Source organism: Massilia yuzhufengensis (assembly GCF_900112225.1).
Classification (GTDB): Bacteria; Pseudomonadota; Gammaproteobacteria; order Burkholderiales; family Burkholderiaceae_D; genus Telluria; species Telluria yuzhufengensis.
Map to the genome: position 1 here is coordinate 170,974 of NZ_FOLD01000001.1, position 16,181 is coordinate 187,154.

Genomic DNA, 16,181 nt, shown 5'->3' on the forward strand with positions numbered 1-16,181 from the left:
ATGGACCTGCGCCTGCCGCCGTCGATGCAGGTGTTCGAGCGCGGCTGGCTGTCGTCCAACAACATCCTGTTCAGCGGCAGCAAAGGCACGGCACTGGTCGACAGCGGCTACGCGACCCACGCACCGCAAACGCTGGCGCTGGTGCGCCAGGCCCTGGCCGGCCGCCCGCTCGAACGCCTGCTCAACACCCACCTGCATTCCGACCACTGCGGCGGCAACGCGCTGCTGCAGCAAGCCTACGGCTGCCACACCGCGATTCCGGCCATGGAAGCGGCCAGGGTCGCCGCGTGGGACGAGGAGGCACTGAGCTACCGCGCCACCGGCCAGCAGTGCGCGCGCTTCGGTTTTGATGCCACGCTGGCGCCGGGCGACCTGCTGGACCTGGGCGAGCTGCGCTGGCAGGTGCTGGCGGCGCCCGGCCACGACCCGCACGCGCTGCTGTTGTTCTGCGAAGCCGAAGGCATCCTCATTTCCGGCGACGCGCTGTGGGAAAACGGCTTCGGCGTGGTGTTCCCGGAACTGGTGGGCGAACCGGGTTTCGACGAGGTGGCCGCGACCCTGGCGCTGATCGCCTCGCTCGATGCGCGCGTGGTGATCCCGGGGCATGGCGCGGTGTTCGGCGACGTGGAACAAGCCCTGGCGCGGGCCCGCACCCGGTTGGCCTGGCTGTCCGCCGACCCGCTGCGCAACGCCGAGAACGCGGTCAAGGTGCTGTTGAAATTCCTGCTGCTGGAGCGGCGCGTGCTGGCGCTGGAAGCCTTGCCCGGCCTGCTGGCAGCCATCCCGCTGGTCGAGCGGATGCGTACCGGCCTGCTCAACCGCAGCCCGGCCGAGCTGGCACAATGGGCGAGCGCCGCCCTGGTGCGCGCCGGCGCCGCCCGCATCGACGGCGCGCTGCTGGCCGACGTTTAGAGGCGAGAATCTAGCACGATCGTTCTTTTTTCACGGCATAATGTCCCGAGCTGTTTGATCAACCGACAACCGAGAGCCTTCCATGACGCTGCCACCCGCGCTGCAACACCTGTCCCTTCCCGTCATCGCCTCGCCGATGTTCATCGCCAGCGGTCCCGCGCTGGTGGCGGCCCAGTGCAAGGCCGGCATCGTCGGCTCCTTCCCCGCGCTCAATGCGCGCCCGGCCGAGCTGCTCGACACCTGGCTGACGGACCTGCAGCGCGAACTGGCCGACTATCAGGCCGCCAACCCGGGCGCCAGGGTCGGCCCGATCGCCGTCAACCAGATCGTGCACCAGTCGAACGACCGCCTGGCGCATGACGTCGAGGTGTGCGTGAAGCACCAGGTCCCGATCATCATCTCCTCGCTGCGCGCACCGCCGAAAGAGATGCTCGACGCCGTGCACGCCTACGGCGGCATCGTGCTGCACGACGTGGTCTCGATCCGCCACGCGCAGAAGGCGCTGGAAGCGGGGGTGGATGGCCTGATTTTGGTGGCGGCCGGCGCCGGCGGCCATGCCGGTGCGCTGTCGCCGTTTGCGCTGGTGGGCGAAGTGCGCAAGTTCTTCAAGGGGCCGCTGGCGCTGTCGGGCGCGATCGCCACTGGCGACGCGATCCTGGCGGCGCAGGCGATGGGGGCGGATTTTGCGTACATCGGCTCGCGCTGGCTGGCCACGAAGGAATCGAACGTCAGCGACGACTACCGCGACGCCATCGTCGAATCGAGCGCGGCGGACGTGGTGTACACCAACCTGTTCACGGGCGTGCACGGCAATTATTTGAAAAAATCGATCGTCGCGGCGGGGCTGGATCCGGAGAATTTGCCGGAATCGGACAAGAGCAAGATGAGTTTTGGCTCGGGCAGCGCGAAGGCGTGGCGCGATATCTGGGGCGCGGGGCAGGGCGTGGGCTTGATGGAGGATGTGCCGACGGTGGCGGAGATGGTGGAGCGCTTGAAGGGGGAGTATGAGGCGGCACGGGCGCGCCTGGCGCTGCGTTAGCCTGAAAACCGTCGTACCGGCGAAGGCCGGGACAATGCCACTGGCATTGCCCCGCCTAATTTTTACGCAAACCGCGAACGCATTCGCGAAGCGCCGCGTGTGCGCAACGAACTTGGGTACCGGCCTTCGCCGGTACGACGTTGGTTTAGTTTGGTGGAAATGCTGGTGGCGCGTGCGTCGTGACGTTCAACCCCGCCCCTTCGCTTCTCACTCCAGCCGCTTCGCATCCGGCGTCGGAAACTCCGGCGCCGGTTCCGCGGCGCTCAGATCCTCCTGGCTGATCGACCACAGCCCCGGCAAATTGCGCCAGTAGTTGTACACGTCCATCCCGAAGCCCACCACGAACTCGTTCGGCAGGGTCAGCCCGATCAGGTCGGCCTTGATCGGCTTGGCGCGCTTGATGTCCTTGTCGGCGAAGACCACGATCACCACTTCGGCCGCGCCCATGTCCAGCAGGCGCTGCTTCACGTGGGCCAGGGTTTCGCCTTCGTCCAGGATGTCGTCCAGGACCACGATGGTGCGGCCGGCGACGTTCTGGCGCGGGATGACCTTCCACACGATTTCGCCGCCCTGGTCGGCGTCGCCGTAGCGGCTGACGTGGATATAGTCGAACTCGAGCGGGAAGTCGAGCTGGGGCAGCAGGTTGCCGGTGAAGACGACGGCACCGCCCATCACGCCCAGCACCAGCGGGAAGGCCTTGTCGGTCGGGTTGCCGAAACGTTCGTTCAGCTGCGCGGCGACGCGCGCCACGGCGGCCTGGACTTCCGCAGGGGTGACGATCTCGGTGGCGTTGGCCAGTAGCGCGCGGGCGCGGTCATGATGGTAGTCTTGCATGTCGCTCAATTGTTCAGGTCTAAAGGAGTCGCAGGCCGATTATGCGCCATACGGGTGCGCAGCCGCGTTCCGGTTGGAATGGGACGAATCGAGTGCGTCATTCGCCGGCGATCTCGCGCTGCAGCTTGCGGGTCAGCTTGGCAAACACCAGCTCGTACGAGCGGCGCAGCAGCGCGGAAAATTCGGCGTCGTCGAGCTCGGCGTCCGGCGTCACGAACACCCACTTGGCGCGCGCCAGGTAGGGCGCCGGAATGATGCCGGGCCGGTCGGTCAGTTCGAGGAAGCGCGCGTCGTCGGCCTTCAGGCTAAAGCCCTTCGACGAGCCGTCCTTGTTGGTCACGGCGAACATCTTGGCGCCGACCGAAAAGACGGTGTCGTGGTCCCATTTGGTGTCCTCGGTGCAGCCGGGGAAGCTGCGGCACAAGGCCTTGGCGGCGTCGAAATCCATGTCTGTCTCCTGTGCCCGGCGTACATTGCGCCGGGATGCTTGTTGATCCTCGTGCGCATTGTATCGCCTTGGCAAGGGTTTGATGTCCTGGCGCAATAATGCGACGCGCCAGACGAGCGCATTGCGGCGTATCATACGTGGCTTGGATAACAACCTGAACGACCAAGCCATGTCCACTGAATTCGAACGTGCCCGCGCCGCGCGCCTGGCCTCCCTGCGCAGCGCGATGGCGCGCGCCGGCATCGATGCCTATGTCCTGCCGTCGAGCGATCCGCACCTGTCGGAATACCTGCCCGGCCACTGGAAGGGCAGGGAGTGGCTGTCCGGCTTCACGGGTTCGGTCGGCACCTTCATTGCCACCGCGGGCTTCGCCGGCGTGTGGACCGATGGCCGTTACTTCACCCAGGCCGAGACCGAACTGGCCGGCAGCGAGATCGCGCTGATGAAGATCCCGGGCGCGGCCAGCCAGATGCACATCGACTGGCTGGCGGCAAACCTGTCGCCCGGCCAGAGCGTCGCGGTGGATGCGCGCGTGCTCGGCCTGGCCGGTGCGCGCATGCTGCAGGACGCGCTGGCGGCGCGCCGCATTACGCTGCGCCTTGATGTCGACCTGCTCGACGAAGTCTGGCAGGAGCGTCCGGCGCTGCCTGGCGACGCCGTGTACGAGCACGTGGCGCCGTACGCCACCGTGAGCCGCCATGACAAGCTGGCCGCGACCCGCGCCGCCATGGAGCATGTCGGCGCAGGCTTTCACTTCATTTCCACGCTCGACGACATCGCTTACCTGTTCAACCTGCGCGGCGCGGACGTGAGCTTCAACCCGGTATTCCTGGCGCACGCACTGATCGGGCGCGCCGACGCCACCCTGTTCGTCGGCGAAGGCAAGGTGCCGCCTGAGGTGCGCGAGCGCCTGGAAGCCGACGGCGTGCACCTGGCGCCGTATGCGAACGCTGCTACCGCGCTGTCGGCGCTGCCCGATGGCGCTACCTTGCTGCTCGACCCGCGCCGCGTCACCGCCGGCATGCGCGCCGCCGTGGCCCAGGGCGTGAACGTGGTCGAAGCGATCAACCCGACCACCTTCGCCAAGTCGCGCAAGGGCGAAGCGGAAGCGGTCAATGTGCGCGCCGCGATGGAGCAGGATGGCGCGGCGCTGTGCGAATTCTTTGCGATGCTCGAACCCCTGCTGCAGGACGCCGCCCGCGCGCCGCTGGATGAAGTGGCGATCGACACCTACATCACGGCGGCGCGTGCGCGGCGCCCGCATTTCGTCAGCCCGAGCTTCTCGACCATCGCCGGCTTCAATGCCAATGGCGCGATCATGCACTACCGCGCAGCCCAGGAAAGCTGCGCCGTCATCGAAGGCGACGGCCTGCTGCTGATCGACTCCGGCGGCCAGTACCTGGGCGGCACCACCGACATCACCCGCGTGATCCCGGTCGGCGCCCCATCGAGCGCGCAGAAGCGCGACTACACGCTGGTGCTCAAGGGCCTGATCAACCTCTCCAGTACCCGCTTCCCGCGCGGCACCCGCGCGCCGATGCTCGACGCGATCGCACGCGCCCCGATCTGGGCCGCCGGCATCGACTACGGCCACGGCACCGGCCACGGCGTCGGCTACTTCCTCAACGTGCACGAAGGCCCGCAGACGATTTCGCCGAGCGTGCCGCCGGACCCGCACACCGCCATGGAGCCGGGCATGATCACCTCGATCGAGCCGGGCATCTACCGCCCCGGGCGCTGGGGCATCCGGATCGAGAACCTGGTGCTGAACCAGCTGGTCGACACCACCGAGTTCGGCGAATACCTGGGCTTCGAAACCCTGACCCTGTGCCCGATCGACACCCGCCCGATCGAACGCGCGCTGCTGCGCGAGGACGAACTGGCCTGGCTCAATGCCTACCATGCGATGGTGCGTGCGCGCCTGGAGCCCTTGGTAAGCGGCGCCGCGCGCGACTGGCTCCTGCAGCGCACGGAGGTGTTCTGATGGCCAGCGCCCGCTCCACCCGCGCCAGCGCGGCAGTCGACCGCCTGAAGCGGCGCACCGGTAACCTCGCCTACTCGATGGCGCGCACCGCCGACGGCCTGTTCTTCCTGTCGGAAGCACCCGGCGCACCGGCGCTCAACCCGCCGCTCGAACTCGATGATTTCGTCGCCTTCGTCAACGGCCTCGGCCCGCAGGAAGTGCGCCGCATCAGCAAGAACGACGAGAAGTTTGAAAAACAGCTGGTTCGCAAGAAGCCGGCGGAGTAACAGGAGCGCATGCTGCCCACCGACCTCGTTAACGCGTACTGGTCCGAACGCGAAATCTACGCCAATGCCCTGATCCTGGCGCACCTGGCCGGCGCGCTGGCGCTCGGCCTGCTGGTGGGCTACGAGCGCGCCTACCATGGCCGCGCGGCCGGCATGCGCACCTATGGCCTGGTGTGCATGGCCTCGGCCGCGCTGACCATCCTGGCCGGCTACCCGGACTTCTGGTACGGCGGCCACAACACCATCCTGGCGCCGGTCGATCCGACCCGCATCATCCAGGGCATCGTCACCGGCATCGGCTTCCTCGGCGCCGGCGTGATCATGCGCGATGGCTTCAATATCAGCGGCCTGACCACGGCAGCGTCGATCTGGGCGTCGTCCGCCATCGGCATCCTGGTCGGCGTCGGCTTCTACCTGGCGGCGATGGGCCTGGCCTTCTTCTCGGCCATGATCATGATCTACCTGAACCGGCTGGAGACCCTGCTGCCCTCGCGCCACGCGGTGGCGGTGCGCATGCGCTTCAAGCCGCAGGTGCTGCCGCGCGAAGAGCTGCTGCGCGCGGCCGCGCTGGAGCGTGGCTATGAGATCGCCGGCAGCTCGCTCACCATCAGCAGCGACGAAGGGCGCCAGGAATGGCGCTTCGTGGCGCTGGCGCTGTCGCGCAAGAGCGGGGTGTCGCTGTCCGAGCTGGCCGACGAGTTGGCCGCATTCGAGGGACTGGAAGCCTTCCAGCTCTCGCATGCACGCAACTGAATAAAAACCAAGAACACATCCAATCCACGACGGGGTTTTCCATGCAAGCACAAGACGTTCTCGATTTCTGGTTCCTGCCCGCTGGCGCCGAGGGCCACGGCCAACAGCGCATCGAATGGTTCCGCAAGGACGAGGCCTTCGACAGCATGCTGCGCGAGCGCTTCGAGGTCCTGATCGCGCAGGCGGTAGCGGGCGGGCTGCGCGAGTGGGACGAGCTAGGGCCCCGCGGCACGCTGGCGCGCCTCATCGTGCTCGACCAGTTCACCCGCAACGCCTATCGCGGCAAGCCGGAATCCTTCGCCGGCGACACGCTGGCCCTGCTCGCCGCGCAGCAGCTGGTGGAATCGGGCGAGCACGTGGCGCTGCTGCCGGTCGAGCGCCAGTTCGTCTACATGCCCTTCGAGCACGCGGAAGACGCGCGCATGCAGGAGCAGGCGGTCACGCTGTTTACCGAACTGGCCAGTGAACACGAAGGCTTCAACGAGGCCCTCGACTATGCGCACCGCCACCGCGGCGTGATCGCCCGTTTCGGCCGTTTCCCGCACCGTAACGTCATCCTCGGCCGCGCCTCCAGCCCGGAAGAACTGGCCTACCTGGCACTGCCCGGCGCCGGCTTCTGACGTGGCCGCGACGCTGAACCTGGTCGGCGCCGGCCATGTGGGCCGGGCGCTGGGACGGGTGTTCGCCGCCAGCGGCGCCTTTGCGCTGCAGGACGTCGGGGCTCGCTCGGCAGCCAGCGCGCAGGCAGCGGTCGATGTCATCGGCGCCGGCCACGCCTGCGCCGGGCTTGCCCACATGCGCCCCGCGCAGGTATGGATGCTGGCTGTGGGCGACGACCAGATCGGCCCGGTGTGCGCCGCGCTGGCCGGCGCGCAGCCGCTGGCTGGCGCCGTGGTGTTCCACTGCAGCGGCGCCAAGGCGTCCAGCGAACTGCAGCCGGCGATCGATGCCGGCGCCCTCGTCGCCAGCGTGCACCCGGTGCGCAGCTTCGCCGACCCGGCCGCGGTGGCCGCGGATTTTGCGGGCACCTTTTGCGGCATCGAAGGCGACCCCGGGGCCCTGGCGCTGCTCGAACCCGCTTTCGAGGCGGCCGGCGCGCGCCTGGTGCGCATCGATCCGGCCGCCAAGACCGTCTACCACGCGGCCGCGGTGTTCGCGTCGAACTACCTGGTGACGGTGGTGGACGCGGCGCTGCGCGCTTACCAGGCCGCCGGGGTGTCGCCGGCTGTGGCCCGCGAACTGGCGCGGCCGCTGGCCACCGAGGCGCTGGCCAATGTGTTCCGCCTCGGTCCAGAAGCGGCGCTCAGCGGCCCGGTGGCGCGCGGCGATGTCGCTACCGTCGCGCGCCAGCACGCCGCGGTCACGGGCTGGGATGCGCCCACCGGGCAGCTGTACGAAGCACTGGTAGCCCCGACCGCGGATCTCGCGCGGCGCAAGCACGGCGCATCCTGAACGTCTTTTTTTTCTCCTGGAGTTCCTATGTTCTTCACCGCCTGGGCCACGCTGGCCGCACTCGGCGTCTATTTCTGGACCGGCGTGAACGCCGGCCGCTCGCGCATCCGCCACAACATCCCGGCGCCTTCGATGGACGGCCCGCCCGCATTCCAGCGCAGCCAGCGGGTGCAGGCCAACACGCTCGAACAGTTGCCGCTGCTGCTGGTGCCGCTGTGGATGTGCGCCTGGTTCCTGGGCGACCTGTGGGCGGCGGCTGGCGGCATGCTGTGGTGCGCGGGCCGCATCGCCTATGCCCTGGGCTATTACCGCGACCCGGCGGCGCGCGAAGTTGGCTTTATTGCAGGGATGCTGGCGTGTGCGTTGTTAATTGGCGGCACTGTTTGGGGCCTGTTACTGCGCTAAAGCGAAAAAAGCGCAGACAAACATCGACAAAGTTCCCAGTCGGCAATAAGCTAGGACGTTGTACACAACCGATCCGCCCGCCGCGCACGCTGACCCAAGCTCGCGCTTGCGCGCGCGGGCAACAGGAGAAGGAGAGAACATGCTGTTCCTGAAGAGCACCAGCGTCACCAAGGCCCCGGGCATCTACGAAGTCGATGTCGCCGCAAAGCCCCCGGGCAAGACTTTCGGTGTCTTCCTCGCGACCGACCCGGACAACCAGCCGCAATCGGTGCTGGCAGGCCTGGCCGAACTTGGTTTCAAGAATACCCACCAGCAGAACTATATCCACAAGGACAAGGGCAAGGTCCTCGACCTGCACTTCCAGAAGGATGGGACCGACCTGTTCAACGGCTGGAAAGCGGAAGAGTGCACGGCCAACCTGGCCGCGATCGAATCGCTGTTCGGCAACGTTGGCATCACCGTGGCGCCACGCGTGATGAGCCTGGCAGAAGCCTACGCCTGATCCCGGCCGATCTCGATGTGATACAGCGCCCACGGGCAAGCCCCGAAGCGCTGATTGACCGGCCGCGCCGCCATGTCCGGCACGCGGTCCGCCTCGTAGATTCCCCACAGTGGTCCAAGCCCGCCCAAGGCCATCGCCTGGCCATCGAGGTGGGTCGCCACGATCAGTTTCCACGCACGCAGCTGGCCCATCGGGACGGCGGCGGCATAGCCATCCACCGCGCGCAATAGCACTGTGGCGCTGTCGGCAGGCCGCGCTCCGGCCAATCCCAGCACCTCGTCCAGCAGCGGACCGCGCAGGGTGTGCGGCTGGCTGTCGTATTCCAGCGTCGGCCGGATGCTGAGCGCCGGCAAGGCTGCGATCGTCGCGAAATCCAGTGCAAACCCGCGCGAAAATGCCAGCTTGTGCTTGAACATCATCTGGTCGCGTACCGGATCGAGGGGGCCGCGGTTGCTGCGCCCGATGGCGCCGGTAATGGTCAGCAGGGCGGGGCCACCTGGTGCGCCGGCAGGCTTTGCCGCGACGGCAGGCAAGCTGCTGGCGGCCAGCGCCGCGCCGAGGAAGTGACGTTTGTCCATGCGAAAATGCCGTGGTGACCGGAAGCCAGCATCATAGCCAGAAAATTGCACAATGGATTTATTTAGCTCAGCCCCAGCGCTCTTGCCGATCCCGATCCGTGACGGCGAGCTGGCATTTTGTGCGCAACTCGCGCTGCCCTGGCCCAACGATGTGGTGCTGTCGCGCTTGCTTAGTGAAACCAGTTGGCGCGCAGAAACCGTCGTCGTCTACGGCAAGCGCCACCTGCAGCCGCGCCTGAGCGCCTGGCATGGCGACAAGGCCTATCGCTACTCGGGCCTGAGCCTGGCGCCACTGCCGTTCACGCCCCTGCTCGATACCATCCGACTTGCCGCAGAAAAAGCCACGGGCCGGCGCTATAACAGCGTGCTCATGAACTATTACCGCGATGGCAGCGACAGCATGGGCATGCACAGCGATAACGAACCCGAGCTGGGCCCAGAACCCGCCATCGCCTCGGTCAGTTTCGGCGCAATGCGGACGTTTATCCTGCGCCACAAGGACAGCAAGGAAACCCTGAAGTTGCCGCTGACCGATGGCAGCCTGCTGTTCATGGGCGGCGCCCTACAGGCCTACTGGATGCATGGGATTAACAAGACGAGCAAGCCGGTCGGTGCGCGCCTTAACCTAACTTTTCGCAACATCGACTAATGCGTTCGCTACTTTCGGTATCTTCCAGGAAAATATCTAACTTTTGAGTCATTAAGTTACAACTGCTTACAGTTCTTACGGGATTTGGACGGTTTTAAAGTTGTGTGAGTGCTATCTTGGACCTATCGCGATTCACCCGGAATCACGAGCCAGACAAGTAAAGGATTCACGCATGAAAAAGCTCATCGTTGCTCTGATCGCATCCGCAGCCGCCATGTCGGCGGCCCAGGCCCAAACCACTGCCCCGCGCGCGTATGTCGGCGTCGGCGTAGCAAGTGCCGACCATGAATTCAAGCGCTCCGGCGCCACCAATATCGACACCGAAGGCTACAAAGCCTCCGGCAAGATCTTCGGCGGCTACGACTTCAACCAGACCTGGGGCGTCGAAGCGGGCTACACCGACTTCCGCAAGGCTGACGTCAACTACACCACCGCCGGCGTGAACACCCGTGGCGAAACCGACGGTCATTCGGTCTACCTGGCAGCCAAGGCCACCATGCCCGTGAACGAACAGTTTTCGGTCTACACCAAGCTGGGCGCCGCGCGTAACAAGAGCGAACTGGTCGCGCTGAATTCGGCCCAAAACATGAGCCACAGCAAAACCGAAGCCTATGGCGCACTCGGCGCCCAGTACAACCTGAACCAGAACGTTTCCCTCATCGCCGAGTACGAACGCTACGGCAAGAGCAAGGACTTCGGCGCAAAAGCCGACGTCTGGACCGTCGGCGCAAAATACGCTTTCTAAGCGCGAGCACCGTACGACCAAAGGCCCTGCGGGGCCTTTTTCAATTTCTATACTTCGGGGTCAGGTCTGACATTTGGACACGGCCTCATCCTTATAATCGACAAACCGCTTGTTTATGCTCGTTTTCACTAGACGTGCGGCATCAATTTGCCGATTACGGCAGAGCTCGTGTCCAAATGTCAGACCTGACCCCGAAGTTGTGTTTGTTTACAGACGGGCGAAGCCCTGCGATTGCGGGCGGTGGACCCAGGGCGGGACGATCAGTTGCGGCACCGGCATGGCGTGGCCGGCGTTGACGAAGCGGTGCAGCGAGGACCAGGGCCAGTCGCGCGGGTGGCTGCAGTAGCCGTGGCGCACGGCGTCGAGGTGGGTATAGTCGACCAGGGCGGCGTATTCGTCGTCGTCGCCGACCCGGTAGTGCTGGTAGTGGCGTTCCCAGATGGCGCCGTCGTTTGCATCCGGCACGGCGGCCTTGCGCAGCGCCTTGGAAAAGGCGATCTTGACGGCGCGCCAGCGGCTCGAGCAGTCATGGTCGCCTGGCGGCAGCGTCCACATGGCGTGGGCATGGTCGGGCATGACCACCCAGGCATCGACGTGGAAGGGTTTGCGGACACGTGCCAGGCGCATGGCTTCGCCGAAGGCGGAGATATGGTCGGTCAGCAAAGTGCCGCCACGTTCGAGCAGGCGCACGGTGAAGAAGAAGGTCCCGCCCGGGACGCGGTTGTTGCGGTAGTCAGTCATAGGCTTCGTCAATCCGTGCCCCGCTGGCGGCAGCGGACATCGGGGCCAGGTGGCCTCGTCGGCGAAGATTTTACGCATGACTTTGATCACACCCCGTTCCGTTTCCGCAAATAAAAAAACCCGGCATTGCCGGGTTTTCCTTTACGAAACAAAAGCTTAGGTCGTGAGCGGCTTGTAGCGGATCCGCTTCGGCTTGGCGCCTTCTTCGCCGAGACGTTTCTTCTTGTCCGCTTCGTATTCCTGGTAGTTACCGTCGAAGAAGGTGACTTGCGAATTGCCTTCGAAGGCCAGGATGTGGGTCGCGATACGGTCCAGGAACCAGCGATCGTGGGAGATCACCATCACGCTGCCGGCGAACTCGAGCAGGGCGTCTTCCAGCGCGCGCAGGGTTTCCACGTCGAGGTCGTTCGACGGTTCATCGAGCAGCAGGACGTTGCCGCCTTGCAGCAGGGTCTTGGCCAGGTGCAGGCGGCCGCGTTCGCCACCGGACAGGTTGCCGACGACCTTGGTCTGGTCCGAGCCCTTGAAGTTGAAGCGGCCGAGGTAGGCGCGCGACGGCATTTCGAAGCGGCCGACGCTGAGCATGTCGGCGCCATTGGTCACGTCCTCGAACACGGTCTTGTTGTTGGCCAGTTCGTCGCGGTGCTGGTCGACCAGCGAAATGCGTGCGGTCTTGCCGATCGCGACTTCGCCGCTGTCCGGCTGTTCCTTGCCCGTGATCATCTTGAACAGGGTCGACTTACCGGCGCCGTTCGGGCCGATGATGCCGACGATCGCGCCTGGCGGCACCGTGAAGGAGACATTGTCGAGCAGCAGGCGGTCGCCGAAGGCCTTCGAGACGTTCTTGAACTCGATGACGTCATTGCCCAGGCGTTCGGCCACGGGGATGAAGATCTCCTGGGTCTCGTTGCGCTTCTGGTATTCGTATTCGCTCAGCTCGTTGAAGCGGGCGAGACGGGCCTTCGACTTGGCCTGGCGCGCCTTCGGATTCTGGCGCGACCATTCCAGCTCGGTCTTCAGCGCCTTCTGGCGTGCCGATTCGGTCGACTCTTCCTGCTTCAGGCGTGCCTGCTTCTGGTCCAGCCAGGACGAGTAATTGCCCTTCCATGGGATGCCTGCACCACGGTCCAGTTCCAGGATCCATTCGGCGGCGTTGTCGAGGAAGTAGCGATCGTGGGTGATGGCGACCACGGTGCCCGGGAAGCGCAGCAGGAATTGCTCCAGCCACTCGACCGATTCGGCGTCCAGGTGGTTGGTCGGCTCGTCGAGCAGCAGCATGTCGGGCTTGCTCAGCAGCAGCTTGCACAGCGCCACACGGCGCTTTTCACCGCCCGACAGCACGCCGATTTTCGCATCCCACGGCGGCAGGCGCAGCGCGTCGGCAGCCATTTCCAGTTGCAGGTTCAGGTTGCCGCCGTCGGACGACGAGATGATCGCTTCCAGCCGTTCCTGCTCCTTGGCGAGGGCGTCGAAGTCGGCGTCTTCCTCGGCATAGGCGGCGTACACGGCTTCCAGCTTGGCTTGCGCTTCAAACGCTTCGCCCAGGCCCGATTCGACCTCCTGGCGCACGTTCTTTTCCGGATCGAGCTGGGGTTCCTGCGGCAGGTAGCCGATGTTCAGGCCCGGCATCGGGCGGGCTTCGCCCTGGATGTCGGTGTCCAGGCCTGCCATGATTTTCAGCAGGGACGACTTGCCCGAGCCGTTCAGGCCCAGCACGCCGATCTTGGCGCCCGGGAAGAAGGACAGGTTGATATCCTTGAGGATCTGGCGTTTTGGTGGGACGATTTTGCCCACGCGGTTCATGGTATAGACGTAATTGGCCATGCTTTACTCTGGTGTTGTTTAAGGTGCACAGGATACAGGTTTTCTCGTATCAGGCGCAGTCACGCTCAGGTCTTTTTGCTTGCCCGGCTGCGCCACAGCCCTTCGCCCGCGAACAGCGCCAGCGCAGCCCAGATCATCAGGAAGCCCACCATGCGGTCGCTGCTGAAGGCTTCGTGGAACAGCCACACGCCCAGCGCGAACTGGATGGTCGGCGACAGGTATTGCAGCAGACCCAGGATCGACAGCGGGATCTTGCGCGCGCCGGTGGCGAACAGCAGCAGCGGGATGGCCGTGATGGGACCGGCCGCGACCAGCAGCAGGCGCGTGGTGTCCGACGGCGAGGTGACGAACACGTTCGCGCCCTGCAGCGTCAGCCAGCCGATGTAGCCGGCGGCGAACGGGAACAGCACCATCGTCTCGAACGACAGGCCTTCGAGCGCGCCGAGCGCCGCAGTCTTGCGCAGCAGGCCATAGCCACCGAAGGAAGCCGCCAGGAACAGCGCGATCCAGGGCACCGAGCCCGACTGCCAGGTGAGCCAGCCGACGCCCAGCGCGGCGATGCCGATCGCGGCCCACTGGGCCGGGCGCATGCGCTCCTTCAGCAGCAGGTAGCCGAACATGATGTTGACCAGTGGATTGATGAAGTAGCCGAGGCTGGCTTCGATGACATGGCCATTGTTCACCGCCCAGATGTACACCAGCCAGTTGGCCGACAACAGGAAGGCGGAGGCAACGAAACTCCAGAACACGCGCGGCTGGCGCACCAGGGCCAGCCAGTTCCACTGGCGCCGCACGGCCAGCACCACCAGCAGGAAGGCAAGCGACCACAGCACCCGGTGCGCCAGGATCTGCATTGGCGGCACCTCGCCGAGGGCGTGGAAATAAATAGGGAACAGGCCCCAGCACAGGAAGGCCAGGGCGGCGGAGAGAATACCGGAACGCATGGGGAAGGAGGGAGGCGATTGCAGAGCTGGCATTATCCCCCAAGCGCCCGGTCCTTGCTGGCGCACGCCAGAGTCAGGAAAGTGCGCATCCGTGGCGTATCATGCAAGACGAATCTTCTTGCAATTTTCTTGTCGTTATTTTATGGTGCGGCGCACCAACACAGAACAATGGTGGAATCTTGAGTTCCGAAAATAAGAAAAGCAGCGTCGCGGCGCTGACCCTGGCCGCGGTCGGCATCGTCTACGGCGATATCGGCACCAGCCCCCTCTATACCCTGCGCGCCGTCTTCGACGAAGAGCATGGCCTCCCGCTCACCACCCCCAACATCCTCGGCATCATCTCGCTGATCTTCTGGAGCCTGACGGTGGTCGTCTCGCTCAAGTACGTCACGCTGGTGCTGCGCGCCGACAACCGCGGCGAGGGCGGGATCATGGCGCTGATGGCGCTGGCCACCAATTCGGTCACCAAGCATTCGCGCTGGCATTTCCCGCTGCTGGTCATCGGCGTGCTGGGCGCCACCATGTTCTACGGCGACAGCGTGATCACCCCGGCGATCTCGGTGCTGGGCGCGATCGAAGGCCTGGAAGTGGCCGCCCCCGGCATGTCGCACTATGTGGTGCCGCTGGCGGTGGTGGTGCTGGTGCTCCTGTACAGCGTGCAAAGCCATGGCACGGCCGGCATCGGGCGCTTCTTCGGGCCCATCATGCTGGTCTGGTTCCTGGCCCTGGCCGTGATGGGCGTGATCAACATCATCGAGTCGCCGGTGATCCTGCATGCCCTGAATCCCTGGCACGCGCTGCACTTCATGCTGGAGAACAAGCTGCTGGCCTTCGTCGCGCTGGGCGCCGTGGTGCTGGCCATGACCGGCGCCGAAGCCCTGTACGCCGACATGGGCCACTTCGGCCCCAAGCCGATCCGACTGGCCTGGTTCTCGATCGCCTTCCCGGCGCTGGCGCTGAACTACCTGGGCCAGGGCGGCCTGCTCATCATGCAGCCGGACGCGGTCGACAACCCCTTCTTCCACCAGCTCGGCACCTGGAGCGTGTTCCCGCTGGTGATCCTGTCGACCATGGCGGCCGTCATCGCCTCGCAGGCCACCATCTCGGGCACCTACTCGATGACCAAGCAAGCCATCGCGCTCGGCCTGCTGCCGCGCATGCGCATCCTGCACACCTCGGAAAGCGAGATCGGCCAGATCTACATCCCGGCGGTGAACTGGGTGCAGCTGGCGGTGGTGCTCATCGCCGTGGTGGGCTTCGGTTCCTCGGACGAGCTGGCCGGCGCCTACGGCATCGCGGTCACCGCCACCATGATGGCCACCACCATCCTCACCTTCTTCGTCACCCGCTACCGCTGGCAGCTGCCCCTGGGCCTGTGCCTGCTGGCGACCGGCTTCTTCCTGGTGATCGACGTCATGCTGTTCTCGTCGACCACGCTGAAACTGCTGCACGGCGGCTGGTTCCCGCTGCTGCTGGGCACCGTGCTGCTGACCCTGATGCTGACCTGGAAGCGCGGCCGCGAACTGGTGTTCGAGAACCTGGAAAAGCACGCGATCCCGCTGGAAGCCTTCATGGAATCGCTGTTCGTGGCGCCGCCGGCGCGGGTGCCGGGCACCGCGCTGTTCCTGCGCGGCGAAAGCGACGGCGTGCCGCACGCCCTGCTGCACAACCTCTCGCACAACAAAGTGTTGCATGAACGCGTCGTTTTCCTGACGGTCCATATCATCGAAGAACCATGGGTAGCGGTGGAAGAACAGGTGGAGATCGCCGAACTGGGCCACAACTGCTACCAGCTCAATGTGCGCTATGGCTTCAAGGACGAACCGGACATCCCGGGCATCCTGCGCCAGTGCGGCGGCCTGGGGCTGCACTTCGAGATGATGGAAACCTCCTTCTTCATCGCGCGCCAGACCGTGATCTCGGCCCCGGGCGGCGGCATGGCGCCGTGGCGCGAGCACCTGTACGTGATGATGTCGCGCAACGCCCGCGCGGCGGCCGACTACTACCAGATCCCGCCGAACCGGGTGATCGAGCTGGGCACGCAGGTGGAAATCTGACGCTTTTACAAAAAAATACAAAGGGTGGACACACAGTGATATTTGCCT

The 16,181-nt window shown here is 65.3% G+C and carries 18 protein-coding genes; 12 read left to right on the forward strand and 6 right to left on the reverse strand.

Annotated elements, in window-relative coordinates; translation table 11 throughout:
* Together BM031_RS00790 and BM031_RS00795 are read left to right on the forward strand one after the other, a co-directional pair.
* Window positions 1-912 carry an MBL fold metallo-hydrolase gene (locus BM031_RS00790; RefSeq protein ID WP_091869767.1) on the forward strand — a complete coding sequence of 304 codons (912 nt, stop codon included), beginning with the start codon at window positions 1-3 and terminating at the stop codon, window positions 910-912.
* A gap of 82 nt (window positions 913-994) precedes the next feature.
* A complete protein-coding gene (locus tag BM031_RS00795) occupies window positions 995-1,951 on the forward strand; it encodes an NAD(P)H-dependent flavin oxidoreductase (RefSeq protein WP_091869770.1) in 957 nt (318 codons plus the stop codon).
* Window positions 1,952-2,158: 207 nt separating this feature from the next.
* Here BM031_RS00795 and BM031_RS00800 read toward each other — a convergent pair whose 3' ends face one another.
* Window positions 2,159-2,785: a hypoxanthine-guanine phosphoribosyltransferase gene (locus BM031_RS00800; RefSeq protein WP_091869773.1), complete on the reverse strand. Its 627-nt coding sequence runs from the start codon at window positions 2,783-2,785 to the stop codon at window positions 2,159-2,161.
* A 97-nt stretch (window positions 2,786-2,882) separates the two neighbouring features.
* Entirely contained in the window at window positions 2,883-3,233 is a 351-nt protein-coding gene (locus BM031_RS00805) for an MmcQ/YjbR family DNA-binding protein (protein WP_091869776.1), read from the reverse strand.
* 169 nt (window positions 3,234-3,402) lie between these two features.
* On the opposite strand from BM031_RS00805, the gene BM031_RS00810 reads away from it, so the two are divergent.
* The 7 genes from BM031_RS00810 (at window position 3,403) to BM031_RS00840 (ending at window position 8,595) form a co-directional block, all read left to right on the forward strand.
* Window positions 3,403-5,217: an aminopeptidase P family protein gene (locus BM031_RS00810; RefSeq protein ID WP_091870356.1), complete on the forward strand. Its 1,815-nt coding sequence runs from the start codon at window positions 3,403-3,405 to the stop codon at window positions 5,215-5,217.
* On the forward strand, window positions 5,217-5,483 hold the full coding sequence (locus tag BM031_RS00815) for a hypothetical protein (RefSeq protein WP_091869779.1): 267 nt from the start codon (window positions 5,217-5,219) through the stop codon (window positions 5,481-5,483). The genes BM031_RS00810 and BM031_RS00815 overlap by 1 nt, the downstream gene beginning before the upstream one ends.
* A gap of 9 nt (window positions 5,484-5,492) precedes the next feature.
* On the forward strand, window positions 5,493-6,236 hold the full coding sequence (locus BM031_RS00820) for an MgtC/SapB family protein (protein WP_091869782.1): 744 nt from the start codon (window positions 5,493-5,495) through the stop codon (window positions 6,234-6,236).
* 41 nt (window positions 6,237-6,277) lie between these two features.
* Window positions 6,278-6,856 (forward strand): DUF924 family protein, encoded by a 579-nt coding sequence (locus tag BM031_RS00825; RefSeq protein ID WP_091869785.1) that lies wholly within the window; start codon window positions 6,278-6,280, stop codon window positions 6,854-6,856.
* A 1-nt stretch (window position 6,857) separates the two neighbouring features.
* Window positions 6,858-7,688 (forward strand): Rossmann-like and DUF2520 domain-containing protein, encoded by an 831-nt coding sequence (locus BM031_RS00830; protein WP_091869788.1) that lies wholly within the window; start codon window positions 6,858-6,860, stop codon window positions 7,686-7,688.
* Between the two features lie 27 nt (window positions 7,689-7,715).
* Window positions 7,716-8,093: an MAPEG family protein gene (locus BM031_RS00835; protein ID WP_091869791.1), complete on the forward strand. Its 378-nt coding sequence runs from the start codon at window positions 7,716-7,718 to the stop codon at window positions 8,091-8,093.
* Between the two features lie 139 nt (window positions 8,094-8,232).
* A complete protein-coding gene (locus tag BM031_RS00840; protein WP_091869794.1) occupies window positions 8,233-8,595 on the forward strand; it encodes a hypothetical protein in 363 nt (120 codons plus the stop codon).
* Here BM031_RS00840 and BM031_RS00845 read toward each other — a convergent pair.
* Window positions 8,586-9,173, reverse strand: coding sequence for a putative pterin-binding protein (locus tag BM031_RS00845; RefSeq protein ID WP_091869797.1), 588 nt, complete (start codon window positions 9,171-9,173; stop codon window positions 8,586-8,588). The two genes, BM031_RS00840 and BM031_RS00845, sit on opposite strands and share 10 nt — an antisense overlap.
* 82 nt (window positions 9,174-9,255) lie before the next feature.
* Here BM031_RS00845 and BM031_RS00850 point away from each other — a divergent pair, with 82 nt between their 5' ends.
* Together BM031_RS00850 and BM031_RS00855 are read left to right on the forward strand one after the other, a co-directional pair.
* Window positions 9,256-9,822 (forward strand): alpha-ketoglutarate-dependent dioxygenase AlkB family protein, encoded by a 567-nt coding sequence (locus BM031_RS00850; RefSeq protein WP_307185062.1) that lies wholly within the window; start codon window positions 9,256-9,258, stop codon window positions 9,820-9,822.
* Window positions 9,823-9,994: 172 nt separating this feature from the next.
* Window positions 9,995-10,567, forward strand: coding sequence for an outer membrane beta-barrel protein (locus BM031_RS00855; RefSeq protein ID WP_091869802.1), 573 nt, complete (start codon window positions 9,995-9,997; stop codon window positions 10,565-10,567).
* Window positions 10,568-10,774: 207 nt separating this feature from the next.
* On the opposite strand, the gene BM031_RS00860 is transcribed toward BM031_RS00855, so the two are convergent.
* From BM031_RS00860 to rarD, 3 genes are all read right to left on the reverse strand, one after another.
* Window positions 10,775-11,308, reverse strand: a complete 534-nt coding sequence (locus tag BM031_RS00860; RefSeq protein WP_091869805.1) for an REP-associated tyrosine transposase — start codon at window positions 11,306-11,308, stop codon at window positions 10,775-10,777.
* Window positions 11,309-11,464: 156 nt separating this feature from the next.
* A complete protein-coding gene (gene ettA, locus BM031_RS00865; RefSeq protein WP_091869808.1) occupies window positions 11,465-13,132 on the reverse strand; it encodes an energy-dependent translational throttle protein EttA in 1,668 nt (555 codons plus the stop codon).
* A gap of 65 nt (window positions 13,133-13,197) precedes the next feature.
* A complete protein-coding gene (rarD, locus tag BM031_RS00870) occupies window positions 13,198-14,076 on the reverse strand; it encodes an EamA family transporter RarD (RefSeq protein ID WP_091869811.1) in 879 nt (292 codons plus the stop codon).
* A gap of 179 nt (window positions 14,077-14,255) precedes the next feature.
* On the opposite strand from rarD, the gene BM031_RS00875 reads away from it, so the two are divergent.
* A complete protein-coding gene (locus BM031_RS00875) occupies window positions 14,256-16,133 on the forward strand; it encodes a potassium transporter Kup (protein WP_091869814.1) in 1,878 nt (625 codons plus the stop codon).
* The last annotated feature ends 48 nt before the right edge of the window (window positions 16,134-16,181 follow it).